Source organism: Brevibacterium sp. (assembly GCF_022712115.1).
GTDB classification, from domain to species: domain Bacteria; phylum Actinomycetota; class Actinomycetes; order Actinomycetales; family Brevibacteriaceae; genus Brevibacterium; species Brevibacterium salitolerans.
Map to the genome: position 1 here is coordinate 1 of NZ_JALAHB010000031.1, position 12,880 is coordinate 12,880.

Consider the following 12,880-nt stretch of genomic DNA (forward strand, 5'->3'; position numbering starts at 1 on the left):
ACGACCGCTCCCCCACCGCCCTGCTCGACCTCGTCGCCTGCGCGGTCGAGGCCGCAGGGGCTGATTCCGGCATCGTGGAGCTGGGGCCGGTGGACCTCCCGTCCGTCTCCTACTGCTTCCCCGCCTACGGCGACTCCACTCACCCGATGCTGTACTCCGCCACGCACTCCAGCGCGGGCACCCTGCTCCGCGGCACCGCGACGGTGGGCTTCCGGCGCGAGAGCCCCGGTGCGCCGCTCACCCGCTGGGCGCACTTCCACGTCTCATGGACGGATCGGGAGGGCACGCTGCGGGGCGGGCATCTGTGGCCGGAGACCACCGCCGCGGGTCCACTCGTCCAGTCGACCGTCTGGCCCCTCTACGGCATCACGCTCGTCAACCGGCTCGACGAGGAGACGCAGCTGCCCGTCTTCTTCCCGGAGCAGAACGGCCGCAGCACCGCGGACGGCGACCGTCCTGCGCTGTTCGCCCGCGTGCACCCCAACGAGGAGATCGGCACGGTGATCGCAGATCTCACCCGCCGCCACGGGCTCGAGGGCGGCAGCGTGGTGGGCGGCACCGGCAGCATCGTCGGCGCGATCTTCGAGGACGGTCGCCGGGTGGAAGGGCCCGCGACCGAGGTCATCACCCTGGGCGGAGCGCTGAGCGGCACGGAGCCGCGGCTGACCTCCACCCTCATCTCCGCCTCCGCCGAGGTCCACGGCGGCGTCCTCGCCCCCACCGGCAATCTGGTCGGAGCGACGTACGACCTCATGCTCGCCGGGCCGCAGGACTGAGCGGCCTGCAGAAGCCCTCCCGAGCCTCGGCACCATCCGGACCGCGGGCCTGACCGGCCTGCGCGGCCTCTCCCGCACCTCGGCACCGGCGGGGTGCGGGAGAGGCTGCGTCCCCGGGCCGTCCGCTCAGCTCATCACCGCGCCGCCGTCCACACGCAGGATCTGACCGGTCACGAACTGCGCCGCCGGCGAGGCGAGGAAGGCGACAGCACCCGCGATCTCCTCGGGCCTGCCCATCCTCCGGATGGCCTGCCCGCTGAGCTCGTAGTCCTGCCCCACCGTCAGCGCGGACTCCACGGGCCCGGGAGCCACCGAGTTGCAGCGGATCCCGTGGATCCCCACCTCCTTCGCCACCCACTTGGTGAGTGCGATGATCCCGCCCTTGCTCGCGGAATAGGCAGGGCCGGAGCGGGCACCGGCCTCGCCGTCGGAGACCGCTCCCCCGTTGATCCCGGAGATCGAGGAGATGTTGACGATGGAGCCCGCGCCGGCCTCCACCATGTGCGGGTAGAGCGCCGCCCGGATGAAGTGGAAGGTGCCGCCCAGGTTGGTCGAGAGATCCCGCTCCCATTCCTCCGCGGAGATCTCGTCGAGGCCCTTGCGGATGGCGGTGCCCGCGTTGTTCACGAGCACCTCCAGGCCGCCGTGCTCCTCGACGAAGCCCGCGACGGCACGGGTGACGGCCGCCGCGTCGCGCACGTCCAGATCGATCCCGGTCACGCGGGCGTCCGGCACCTCGGCGCCCAGGGCGCGGGCGGCCTCCTGCGCACCCGCGAGGTCGACGATCCCGACCGTCGCCCCGCGTACGGCCAGGGCGAGCGCGATCTGATAGCCGATGCCGCGAGCGGCGCCGGTGACGAGCGCACGCTGCCCGGTGAGGCCGAAGGGGAGGACGGTGTGCGCTGTGTCAGTCATGGGTGACTCCTGATGTGGGGCGGGCGACGATGCCCGAGGGTGGATGAGGTGAGAAGCCGGACGTCTGGAGAACGCACGGAGAGAAGCCGGTGCAGGCCACGTGCCGACCGGAGAGGGGGAAAACGGCTCAGCGTGCCGCCGCGGACGAATGGACGAGGCCGCCGTCGACCGGGAGGACGGTGGCGTTGACGTAGGCGGACTCCGGGGAGGCGAGGAACACCGCGGCCCGGGCCACGTCCTCGGGAGCGCCCATCCTCCCGGTGGGGCTGGCCGCGTGCCGGGCGGCGAGCATCTCCTCGGCATCACCGTGGTGGCCCACGATCGAGGTGTGGATGAGCGGGGTCTCGATGAGGCCGGGAGCGATCGAGTTCGCCCGGATCCCCTCGCGGGCGTAGCGCATGCCCACGGAGTTGGTGAGCTCGATGAGGCCGGCCTTGGAAGCCGCATAGGCGGGGTAGTCGTAGCCCATCCAGCGCAGGCCGCCGGCGGAGGACACGGCGATGATGGAACCGCGTCCGGCGGCGCGCATGTGCGGCACGGCGTGCTTCATTGCGGCGAAGGCGCCGGTGAGGTTGATGTCCAGCGCCCGCCGGAAGCCTGCGACGTCCAGCTCCTCCACGCCGCCGTTGACCACGATGCCCACGTTGTAGTGGAGCACGGTGAGCGCGCCGAAGGCCTCCGCGCAGATGTCCGCGGCCTCCTTGAGCTGCGTCTCGTCGGCGACGTCGGCCACGTGCGTGCGCAGGCGGGTCTCGGCTTCCGGGGTCTCTTCGAGCAGCACGGCCCGCGCCGCCTCGAGAGCGCCCGGCTCACGGTCGACGATGCACACGCGTGCGCCCTCGGTCAGGAATGCCCGGGCCGCGGCGAGGCCGTTGTTGGTCTTCCCGTCCGGGGAGCCGCAGCCCACCGCGAGGATCGTCTCATCTGCGAGCCGGCCGGGCCCGCGCGCCTCAGCTGCGCTCTCGCTCATCGTGCCCTCCCTCTGACCTGCTCCGGCCGAGGACGCAGGGTCGTTGGAATGCTCACTCATCGTGCCCTCCCGCGTCCCTCCGAGAGCTCAGCCCTCAGCTCCTTCCGAGCGATCTTGCCGTAGGCCGTCACCGGCATCTCCTCGACGAAGACGTACTCCTTGGGCACCTTGTAGGCCGCCAGCCGTGCCTTGAGGAAGGCCTTCAGCTCCGCACCCTTGGCGTCCCTCTCGGCCTCCGGCAGCGGCCGGGCCGTCTCCACGACGGCCACGCCCACTTCTCCCCACTGCGGGTCCGGGACGCCCACCACGCAGGTCTGGCTCACGCCGGAGAACGTCTGGATCGCCTCCTCCACCTCGCGCGGATAGACATTGGAGCCGCCGGAGATGAACATGTCCGACTTGCGCCCGGTGAGGAAGAGATAGCCCTGCGCGTTCAGATAGCCCACGTCGCCGGTGTGGAAGACCCCGTGAGCGAAGGCCTCCGCGTTCGCGTCCTCCCTGCCCAGGTAGCCGGCGAAGACCGTGGGGCCGGAGACGCAGACCTCACCCTGCTCACCGGCGGGGAGCTCGCGGCCGTCGTCGTCCATGATCGAGATGACGACTCCGGTGCGCGCCCGCCCGCAGGTGCCGATGCCGGCGGCGTCGACCGGGATGCGGCCGTGCTCCTGAGGCCGCAGCACCGTGATGGAGCCCGTCACCTCAGCGAGACCGAAGTACTGGACGAGGCACGGGCCCAGACGCGCGAGCGCCTTCTCCTGGTCCGAGGCGAGCATGGGCGCACCCGCGTAGACGACGCAGCGCAGCGTGTGGTCCTGAGGTCCGCGCTCCGCGGGGTAGGCGTCCACGATCCGGTTGAGGATGGTCGGGACGGTGAAGGCGTTGGTGACGCCGTGCCGGTCGATGAGCTCCCAGGCCTTCGTCGCGTCGAAGCCCGGACCGGGCACCAGCACGGAGGCGCAGCCGGTGAATACCTGGGCCAGCATGTGGATCCCGGCCCCGTGGGAGAGGGGAGCGATGACGAGGCTCGCTCCGGCCTCGGTCTCCGTGGGGAACAGGTCGCCGTAGTGGTTGGCGAGCACGGCGGCGAGGTGCCGGTGGGTGAACGTCGCGGCCTTGGGCCGTCCGGTGGACCCGGAGGTGAAGAAGTACCAGCAGGGGTCGTCCTCCAGGACCGGGGCGTCGGGCTGCTCCGGAGCGGGCGGCAACGCGTCGAACTCGCCCACCGTGAAGACGTCGCCGTCCCAGCCGGTGGTGCGGAGGGCCTCGACGAAGCCCGTGTGCGCACGGTCCGCGAGCACCGCGGACGGACGCACCTCCTCCGCGATGCCCAGCAGCTCCTCGGTGGACAGCATCGCATTGGGCGGGGCGATGACCGCGCCGGCGCGGAGGATGCCCCAGAAGGCGACGGCGGTGTCCGGCGCGTTGTCCGCCACCAGCATGACCGTGTCGCGCCTGCCGGTGCGTCCGGAGAGCAGAGCCGCGGCCAGCGCCGAGGCCCGCTCGTCCAGGCGTTCCCACGTCAGCACGGTCTCCCCCGCGATCATCGCCGCGTGGGCGGGAATGCGCGCGGCGGTCTGCCGCAGGAATCGGGCGACGTTGACGGCGAGCCGGGGCACGGGGGCGAACGCGGCCGCCGGAGAGGTCGGTGAGACGGGGCCCGGCTGGGAGACGCTGAAGTCCGCGGGGACGGGGGGAACGAACTCCTCCGTGCCGCCGTGGCCCGCGGCAGGACCGTGGCCCGCGGAGGAGGCGCGGCCGGCGGAGGAGGCGCAGGTGGGCGCCTGGCCGTTCACAGCAGTGCTCATCAGCGGCTCCTCACGAGGACGGAGGCGAAGTTGGAGACGGCGAGTCCGCCCATGTTGAAGACTCCGGCGAGCTCCGCCTCGGGGACCTGCAGTCCGGGGGCCGTCCCGGTCAGCTGTGCGGCCGCCATGACGTGCATGGACACGCCGGTCGCGCCGATGGGGTGCCCCTTGGACTTGAGGCCGCCGGAGGGGTTGACCGGCAGCTCACCGTCGAAGGCGGTGAGACCGGAGTCGATGGCCTCGGCTCCGTGCCCCTGCGGGGCGAGGCCGAAGGCCTCGTACTCGAGCAGCTCCGCGATGGTGAAGCAGTCGTGGGTCTCGAGCAGCGAGAGATCGCGGATGCCGATCCCCGCCTGGGCGAGCGCCTGATCCATCGCCGCTTTCGCACCGGAGAGGACCAGCGGATCCGCACGCCGGGAGAGGGGGAGGGCCTCGTTCGCATTGCCCATGCCGCGCCAGCGCACGGCCTTCTCCGCGGAGGCCGCGAGGTCCGGGGAGACGATGACGAGCGCGGCGGCGCCGTCGGAGACGAGCGAGCAGTCCGTCCGGCGCAGGGGTTCGGCCACGTAGGGGTTCTTCTCGCTCACGGTGGAGCAGAACTCGAATCCCAGGTCCTTCTGCATCTGAGCGAGCGGATTGTGCGCACCATTGGCGTGATTCTTCGCAGCGATCCGGGCGAGCGAATCCGAGATGTCTCCGTGCCGGTCGATGTAGCGGCGTGCGAGCTCCCCGAACACCCCGGCGAAGGAGCCGTACTGTTCCTCCTCCGCGCGGTAGCTCGCGGTGAGGAGGACGTCGTTGACCGTGCTGCCGGAGACCGCCGTCATCTTCTCCGCGCCGATCACCAGTGCTGCCTTCGCCCTGCCGGAGGCCACCTGATCGTAGGCGGCGAAGACCGCGGTCGAACCGGTGGCGCAGGCGTTCTCGTGACGGTGCGCCGGGGTGTGAGCGAGCTCCGGGATCTCCACGCCCAGAAGTGCCGCCTCGAACCCCTGCGAGCTGAAGCCGTTGTTGTAGACGCCCACGTGGATCGCGTCGATGTCCACCGGGTTCAGACCCGCGTCCGCGAGTGCACCCCGGGCGGCCTCGGCCATCATCTCCTGCAGGCCGTCCTCCCGCTTGCCGAACTTCAGGTGGGACCAGCCTGTGATCGCCGGTGTGGTCATTTCTCCTCCTCGAGATGCGGGTGTGGTGCGAGTGCCGCGGCTTCGTGCCTCAGCGCGGCGACGATCTGTGTGAGCCGGGGCTCCTGCAGGCGGCTGCGGATGCTCGCCACGGAGAGCGCACCCCGCACGGCACCGCCCGGCCCCGGGGGAAGAGCCACGCCCGCCGCCCAGGACTCCTCCACGACCATCCCGGTGTTCAGCGCCCAGCCGGTCTCCCGCGTCGCCGCGAGCGCCTGCGCGAACTGCTCACTGCGGAGGGTCCGGCCGGAGGAGGTGGACTCGTCGAAGGTGCGGGCGTTCTCCTCCTGCACCCGGTCCGCCTCGTCCTCCGGGAGTGCGCCGAGGATCGCCAGGGCACCCGCGCCGATGCCCAGCGGGTGCCGGTCCCCCACGGCCAGGACGTTGTTCCTGAAGGGGCCGTTCCCGTCCTCACGCAGGACGCAGACGGACACGGTGCCGGTCCGCTCCGTGTAGAAGCAGGTGTCGCCGGTGAATGCGGCGAGCCTCCGGAGCGCGTCGGAGACCGCGCTGAGGTCGCGGTGCGCCTGCCCAGCGAGGGTGCCCAGGCGGATGAGGCCTCGGCCGAGGACATAGCCGCTCTGGGCGTCGCCGCCCACCAGGCCCACCTCCTGCAGTGCACGCAGCAGCCGGTGGACGGTGGACTTCGCCAGTCCGGTGTCCTCGGCCAGCCGCGCGAGGCTCAGGGAGGCGCCCTCCTGCTCCTGGGCCCGGCCCAGAGCATCGAGGATCGTCGCGGCACGACGGAAGGAGCGGTTCCCATCGTTCCGTTCAACGGAACTCTGATCTGCATTCGCCTCGTCGCGCATAGTGGGAAGTGTGGATCAACAGCGCATGACCCCGCAAGAGACGTACCGCCATATGGAACGGTGAAGAGAAACACGGTGAGGCCCGTCCTCACTGAACACATTCAGTTCGTCGATTCGCCGAGGTGAGTTCGCCGATTCGCCGGTTTGCACCGCCGCGCTCTCGCCCATGTCTCACTTCACATCGACGAAGACGCTTCTGAGCGATGCGAAGTGAGACATGGGCACAGGGTGCGGGAAGCACACGGTGCCGGAGGCCCAGGGTGCGGCAGGTGCAGGCGGATCAGCACTCCACGACGTTGACCGCCAGGCCGCCCATCGCCGTCTCCTTGTACTTGTGGCTCATGTCCTCGCCCGTGGCCTTCATCGTCGCGATGACCTCGTCGAGCGAGACGAAGTGCCGGCCGTCGCCCCACAGCGCCATCTTCGCCGCGTTGATGGACTTCCCCGCGCCGATGGCGTTGCGCTCGATGCACGGCACCTGCACGAGCCCGGCGATCGGATCGCACGTGAGCCCGAGGTTGTGCTCCATCGCGATCTCCGCGGCGTTCTCCACCTGCTCCACCGTGCCTCCGAGCACCTGGGCGAGGCCTCCGGCGGCCATCGAGGAGGCCGAGCCCACCTCGCCCTGGCAGCCTACCTCCGCCCCGGAGATCGAGGCCCGCTCCTTGTAGAGGACGCCGATGGCGCCGGCGGTGAGGAGGAAGCGGACGGTCGCCTCGTCACGCGCCTCCTGACCGCCCTCCGTCACCCAGTCCACGTAGTTGAGCGCGTAGTGGAGCACTGCCGGGATGATCCCCGCCGCACCGTTGGTGGGGGCCGTGACGACGCGTCCGCCGCTCGCGTTCTCCTCATTCACGGCGAGCGCGATGAGGTTGACCCACTCCTGGTAGAAGCGCGGGTCCCGGTCCGGGTCCTCCGCCTTGAGCCGCAGGTGCCAGTCATGGGCGCGTCTGCGCACCTTGAGACCGCCGGGCAGGAAGCCGGAGCGGTCGAGTGAGTTCTGCGCGCACCCCTCCATCACCTGCGCGATGTGGAGCAGCCCCTCGCGGATCTCGCCCTCGCTCCGCCCGGCGCCCACCTCGTTCGCGAGCATGACCTGCCAGATCTCCAGCCCCTCGCGGTTCGCGATCTCCATGAGCTCCGCCCCGGTCTGGAAATCGTACGGGGTGGCCGGCTCGCGGGCGAACTCCTCCGCCGCGGCACCGAGCACGGCCCGCTCCTCGTCCGAATGCGTGACGACGAAGCCGCCGCCCACGGAGTAGTAGATCTCGTGCGCCAGCTCCTCCCCGTCCGCGGCGCGCGCCCGCAGCTCGAGGGCATTCGTGTGCCGCTCCAGCACGGTGAGCGGGCGCTGCCGCATGTCGCCGACCGTGAACGGGATCTCCACGGAGCCCTCGACGGCCGGGGACGCCTCGCCGAAGCGCACGGTCCCGGTCTCGCTCATGCGGGCGATCCGCGCATCGACCTCGTCCGGCAGGACGGCTTCCGGATCACAGCCCTCGAGGCCGAGGAGGATCGCGTCGAAGGTGCCGTGCCCCTTGCCCGTCGCGGCGAGTGAGCCGTAGACGTCGACCTCGAGCGTGCGCACCTCCTGCAGCCGCCGTCCCACGAGTTCGACGAAGCGCGAGGCCGCGCGCATGGGGCCCACGGTGTGGGAGCTCGAGGGGCCGATCCCCACGGTGAAGAGGTCGAAGACGCTGATGGGCATGTGGGTGCTCCAATCCCCCACAGCACTGCGGGGAGACGGCACCCCCGCGCCTGGCAGACACCGGGCGCGGGGGTGTGGACGGGTGTCAGAGGTGGTTGGCCGCCGCGTATCCGGCTGCGTCCATGAGCTCGCCCGCCTCCGTGACGGCGACCTCGAAGAGCCAGCCCTCGCCGTAGGGGTCCGCGTTGAGGACGCCGGGGTTGCCGGTCACGAACTCGTTGACGGCCACCACCTCGCCGCTCACGGGCGAGTAGAGGTCGGAGACGGACTTGGTGGACTCGACCTCGCCGCAGACCTCCCCGGCGGTGACGGCGGCGCCCACCCCCGGGGTCTCGACGTAGACGACCTCGCCCAGGGCGTCCGCGGCGACGGCGGTGATGCCCACCCGCACGGTCGCACCGGCGACGGCGTCAGCGGCGGCGTTCACCCACTCGTGCTCGGCGGAGTAGGAGAAGCCTTCCGGAAGCGGGGGCAGTTCAGCCATGATGTGTTCCTCTTTCTTCGGTGGTGCGGTGATCGGTGTCTGCCGGACGCAGCTCAGGCCCGGGTGTAGAAGGGCAGTGCGGCGACCGTGAAGTCGTGTGCCTTGCCGCGGATGTCCACTGTGAGCTCCGTGCCCGGCTCCGCGTGGGCGCGGTCCACCCGAGCCAGTGCGATGGGGTGTCCGAGCGTGGGCGAGGGCTGGCCCGAGGTGACGATGCCGATCTCCTGCCCGTCCGCCTGCACGGCGGCCCCGGCGCGAGCGGCGCGCCGTCCGGAGGAGACGAGCCCCACGAGGACGCGTGCGGGCTCCTGGGCCGCCTGCGCCTCGAGCGCGGCACGCGCGAACACGTGCTTCTTCTTCAGCGCGTTCGCCGCCATCTTCCCCAGGCCGATGTCGGCCGCGATGCTCGTGCGGTCCATCTCGTTGCCGTAGAGGGGCATGCCGGCCTCCATCCGCAGCGAGTCACGGGAGGCGAGTCCGCAGGGCAGCAGCTCGATGCCGGCCCGCTCGGCCGCCGCGACCAGTGCGTGCCACACCGGTGCCGCATCCGCGTTCGCCACGTAGAGCTCGAAACCGTCCTCGCCGGTGTACCCGGTCCGGGCCAGCAGGACGGGCACCGGGGCCTCGGACACCGCGCCCGAGGCCGGCTCGCCTGCACCGGCATCCGCCGCACCAGCGCCTGCGGTCGTCTGCTCAGCCCGGCTCCCCGCCGCAGGCACCGGCAGCTCCAGCCGGGTCCAGGCGTAGTAGCCGAGCTCCCGCACGGCCTCGGCCTGCGCACCGGCGGAGCCGGCCTCGGCCTGCCCAGCGGAACCGGTCTGTCCACCCGCTGCGAGTGCGGCCAGCAGGATCGCCTCGGACTGCGGACCCTGCACCGCCACGAGGGAGGTCCCCGCGGATTCGTCCGTCACCGTGACGGCGGCGCCCGGCACCACGGAGGCGGAGAACTCCTGCGCGCGGGACGCCAGCGCCTCGGCGACGGCCACGGCATTGCCCGCGTTCGGGACGACGAGGAACTCGTCGGCCCCCAGGCGGTAGGTGATGAGATCGTCGAGGATGTGCCCGTCCGCATCGAGGATGAGGCCGTACTTGGCCTTGCCCGCCTTCAGGATCGAGTACTTCGCGAGCAGCGCGTAGTCGAGGAACGCGGCGGCGTCCGGGCCGGTCACCCGCACCTCGCCCATGTGGGAGAGGTCGAAGATCCCGGCGGCGGTGCGCACGGCGCGGTGCTCGGCGAGCTCGGAGCCGTACTTCAGCGGCATGTCCCAGCCGCCGAAGTCCGTGAACGAAGCGCCCAGCTCCGCGTGGAGGTCGTGTAGAGCAGTGGTCTTGGTCATGGAGGGTTCCTCTCAGGCCGTCTCGAAGGCCTCGGGCGGCGGGCAGGAGCAGACGAGGTTGCGGTCGCCGTAGGCGCCGTCGATGCGCCGCACCGGCGGGAAGTACTTGGTGAGCCGCAGCCCCTGGACGGGGAACACCGCTGTCTCCCGCGAATACTTCGCCTCCCAGTCGTCCATGACGCTGGTGGCGGTGTGCGGGGCGTTCCGCAGCGGAGACTCCTCCACCGTGTAGGCCTCGCCCACCGCGTCGATCTCCGCACGGATGGAGCGCATCGCCTCGATGAAGCGGTCGATCTCCCCCTTGTCCTCGCTCTCCGTGGGCTCCACCATGAGCGTGCCCGCCACGGGGAACGCCAGCGTGGGCGCGTGGAAGCCGTAGTCGATGAGGCGCTTGGCCACGTCCTCGGCGGTCACCCCGGTGGCAGCCGTGAGCTCGCGCAGGTCGAGGATGCACTCGTGCGCCACGAGGCCGGAGTCGCCCGTGTAGAGGGTGGGGAAGGCGTCCGCGAGCTCGCGAGAGACGTAGTTGGCGCCCAGCAGCGCGGTGCGGGTGGCCTCCGTGATGCCGGCGCCGCCCATGAGGCGCAGGTACGCCCAGCTGATGGGCAGCACGCCCGCGGAGCCGAACAGCGTGTTGCTGATGGGCTGGCCGATGTCCGCCGCGCCCTCGATGAGGCGGGGGTCGCGCGCGTCACCGGGCAGATAGGGGGCCAGGTGCTCGCGCACCGCCACGGGGCCCACGCCCGGTCCGCCGCCGCCGTGGGGGATGCAGAAGGTCTTGTGCAGATTGAGGTGCGAGACGTCGCCGCCGAACCGGCCCGGCTGTGCGAGGCCCACGAGCGCGTTGAGGTTGGCGCCGTCCACGTAGACCTGGCCGCCGGCGTCGTGCACCTTCTGGCACACGGTGCGCACCTCCTCCTCGAACACGCCGTGCGTGGAGGGATAGGTGATCATGATCGCGGCGAGCTCACCCGCGTGCTTCTCGATCTTGGCGTCGAGGTCAGCGAGGTCGATGGAGCCGTCCTCCGCCGTCGCCACCACGATCACGTCGAGTCCGGCGAGCACCGCCGAGGCCGCGTTGGTCCCGTGCGCGGACTGCGGGATGAGGCAGATCCGACGGTCCCGCTCACCGTTCGCCAGGTGGTACTGACGGATCGCGAGCAGCCCGGCGAGCTCACCCTGGGAGCCGGCGTTGGGCTGCAGGGAGACGCGGTCGTAGCCGGTCACCTCCACGAGGAGGGACTCGAGGTCCTCGATGAGCTCGCGCCAGCCGGCCGTCTGCGAGGCGGGGGCGAAGGGGTGGATGGAGGCGAACTCGGGCCAGGTGATGGCCTCCATCTCCACGGCGGAGTTGAGCTTCATGGTGCAGGAGCCCAGCGGGATCATGGGGCGGTCGAGCGCGAGGTCCCGATCCGCCAGCGTGCGCAGGTAACGCATCATCTGGGTCTCGGAGCCGTGCGTGCGGAAGACCGGGTGGGTGAGGATCTCGCCCGTGCGGTGCAGCTCCTCGGCCCATGCGGGGGTCGGCACCTGCGCCGGGCCGAACGCGCCCTCGGCGCCCGCGGCCTCGAACTCCCCGGCGTCGATCCGTGCCTGCGCGCCCAGCGCCTCGAGGAGGATGTTGGCCTCGGCGACGGTGTGGGGCTCGCCGAAGCTCACTGCCACCGTGGTGGCGTCCATCCGGCGGATGTTCACGCCCACGGCGTCCGCGGCGGTGAGGGCCGCGTCCGCGTCCGGCACGGTCAGCGCCACGGTGTCGAAGAACTGTCCGTCCTCCCCCGCCGGGGCCGTACCCGGGGCCGTGACGGCGGCCTCGGCGAACGCCGCCGCCAGACGGTGCAGGCGGGAGGCGATGCGGGTCAGCCCCACCGGGCCGTGGTAGACGGCGTAAAAGCCGGCGACGTTGGCCAGCAGCGCCTGCGCCGTGCAGATGTTGCTCGTGGCCTTCTGGCGGCGGATGTGCTGCTCGCGGGTCTGCAGCGCCAGGCGGTAGGCGGGCTTGCCGTCCGCGTCGTGGCTCACGCCCACGAGGCGGCCGGGCAGCTGGCGCTGGAGGCCGGAGCGCACGGCCATGAAGCCGGCGTGCGGGCCGCCGTAGAAGAGCGGGACGCCGAACCGCTGGGCGCTGCCCACGGCGATGTCCGCGCCCTGGGAGGCCGGCGAGGCCAGCAGGGTGAGCGCCAGCAGGTCCGCGGCGAAGGTGACGAGCGCACCGCGCTCCTTGGCACCGGTGACGGCGTCGTCGAAGGAGCGGATGGCTCCCGAGGTGCCGGGCTGGGCGCAGACGATGCCGAACACGTCCTCGCCCACGAGGCCGGCGGAGAGGTCCTCGACGCGGACCTGGAAGTCCATGGCGCGGGCGCGGGTGCGGACGATCGCGATGGTCTGCGGGTGCAGTTCGGAGTCGAGCACCACCGCGGAGCCCTTCTTGGACGCCCGGCGCATGAGGAGGACGGCCTCGGCGACGGCCGTGGACTCGTCCAGCAGCGAGGCGTTGGCGACGTCCAGGCCGGTGAGGTCCGTCACGGCGGTCTGGAAGTTCAGCAGCGCCTCGAGGCGGCCCTGGCTGATCTCCGGCTGATAGGGGGTGTACGCCGTGTACCAGGCGGGGTTCTCCACCACGTTGCGGCGGATGACGGCCGGGGTGACGGTGTCGTGGAAGCCCTGGCCGATCATCTGCACACGGGTGGAGTTCTTCGCGGCGAGCTCGCGCAGGCGGGTCAGCACCTGCTCCTCACCCATGGGCTCCAGCGCCAGCGGGGTCTCCTGGACGATGGAGGCCGGGACCGCGGCAGCGGCGAGCGCCTCCGTGGAGTCGAAGCCCACCACCTCGAGCATCTGCTCCAGCTCACCGGCGCGGGGGCCGATGTGCCGGTCCGCGAAGGGCCGGGG

Annotated in this window: 10 protein-coding genes; 1 reads left to right on the top strand and 9 read right to left on the bottom strand. The window is 71.5% G+C overall.

The window, feature by feature from the left end:
• Positions 1-776: DUF296 domain-containing protein (locus Q0A33_RS01415; protein WP_291792040.1), on the top strand; the 776-nt coding region annotated here is incomplete at its 5' end.
• 126 nt (positions 777-902) lie between these two features.
• Here Q0A33_RS01415 and Q0A33_RS01420 read toward each other — a convergent pair.
• The 9 genes from Q0A33_RS01420 to gcvP all read right to left on the bottom strand — a co-directional run.
• Complete coding sequence (locus Q0A33_RS01420; protein ID WP_291792042.1) at positions 903-1,691, bottom strand: SDR family NAD(P)-dependent oxidoreductase; 789 nt, start codon at positions 1,689-1,691, stop codon at positions 903-905.
• A 127-nt stretch (positions 1,692-1,818) separates the two neighbouring features.
• Positions 1,819-2,661 (bottom strand): SDR family oxidoreductase, encoded by an 843-nt coding sequence (locus Q0A33_RS01425; RefSeq protein ID WP_291792044.1) that lies wholly within the window; start codon positions 2,659-2,661, stop codon positions 1,819-1,821.
• A gap of 56 nt (positions 2,662-2,717) precedes the next feature.
• The gene (locus Q0A33_RS01430) at positions 2,718-4,466 is read right to left on the bottom strand and encodes an AMP-binding protein (RefSeq protein WP_291792047.1); all 1,749 of its coding nucleotides are present in this window, start codon (positions 4,464-4,466) and stop codon (positions 2,718-2,720) included.
• Complete coding sequence (locus Q0A33_RS01435; RefSeq protein ID WP_291792048.1) at positions 4,466-5,632, bottom strand: thiolase domain-containing protein; 1,167 nt, start codon at positions 5,630-5,632, stop codon at positions 4,466-4,468. Before Q0A33_RS01435 ends, Q0A33_RS01430 begins: the two co-directional genes overlap by 1 nt.
• Positions 5,629-6,459: an IclR family transcriptional regulator gene (locus Q0A33_RS01440; protein WP_291792050.1), complete on the bottom strand. Its 831-nt coding sequence runs from the start codon at positions 6,457-6,459 to the stop codon at positions 5,629-5,631. Before Q0A33_RS01440 ends, Q0A33_RS01435 begins: the two co-directional genes overlap by 4 nt.
• A gap of 280 nt (positions 6,460-6,739) precedes the next feature.
• Positions 6,740-8,167: an L-serine ammonia-lyase gene (locus tag Q0A33_RS01445; RefSeq protein WP_291792052.1), complete on the bottom strand. Its 1,428-nt coding sequence runs from the start codon at positions 8,165-8,167 to the stop codon at positions 6,740-6,742.
• An 85-nt stretch (positions 8,168-8,252) separates the two neighbouring features.
• Positions 8,253-8,651, bottom strand: a complete 399-nt coding sequence (gene gcvH, locus Q0A33_RS01450; RefSeq protein ID WP_291792053.1) for a glycine cleavage system protein GcvH — start codon at positions 8,649-8,651, stop codon at positions 8,253-8,255.
• Positions 8,652-8,704: 53 nt separating this feature from the next.
• Entirely contained in the window at positions 8,705-9,988 is a 1,284-nt protein-coding gene (locus Q0A33_RS01455; protein WP_291792055.1) for a glycine cleavage T C-terminal barrel domain-containing protein, read from the bottom strand.
• 12 nt (positions 9,989-10,000) lie between these two features.
• The coding region (gene gcvP / locus Q0A33_RS01460; RefSeq protein WP_291792057.1) for an aminomethyl-transferring glycine dehydrogenase at positions 10,001-12,880 on the bottom strand (2,880 nt) is incomplete at its 5' end.

Excerpts from the sequence above, each read along its gene's own strand:
- Q0A33_RS01420 (WP_291792042.1), bottom strand. The coding sequence starts at position 1,691 with ATGACTGACACAGCGCACACCGTCCTCCCCTTCGGCCTCACCGGGCAG.
- Q0A33_RS01455 (WP_291792055.1), bottom strand. The coding sequence starts at position 9,988 with ATGACCAAGACCACTGCTCTACACGACCTCCACGCGGAGCTGGGCGCT.
- gcvH (WP_291792053.1), bottom strand. The coding sequence starts at position 8,651 with ATGGCTGAACTGCCCCCGCTTCCGGAAGGCTTCTCCTACTCCGCCGAG.
- Q0A33_RS01440 (WP_291792050.1), bottom strand. The coding sequence starts at position 6,459 with ATGCGCGACGAGGCGAATGCAGATCAGAGTTCCGTTGAACGGAACGAT.
- Q0A33_RS01435 (WP_291792048.1), bottom strand. The coding sequence starts at position 5,632 with ATGACCACACCGGCGATCACAGGCTGGTCCCACCTGAAGTTCGGCAAG.
- Q0A33_RS01430 (WP_291792047.1), bottom strand. The coding sequence starts at position 4,466 with ATGAGCACTGCTGTGAACGGCCAGGCGCCCACCTGCGCCTCCTCCGCC.
- Q0A33_RS01445 (WP_291792052.1), bottom strand. The coding sequence starts at position 8,167 with ATGCCCATCAGCGTCTTCGACCTCTTCACCGTGGGGATCGGCCCCTCG.
- Q0A33_RS01425 (WP_291792044.1), bottom strand. The coding sequence starts at position 2,661 with ATGAGCGAGAGCGCAGCTGAGGCGCGCGGGCCCGGCCGGCTCGCAGAT.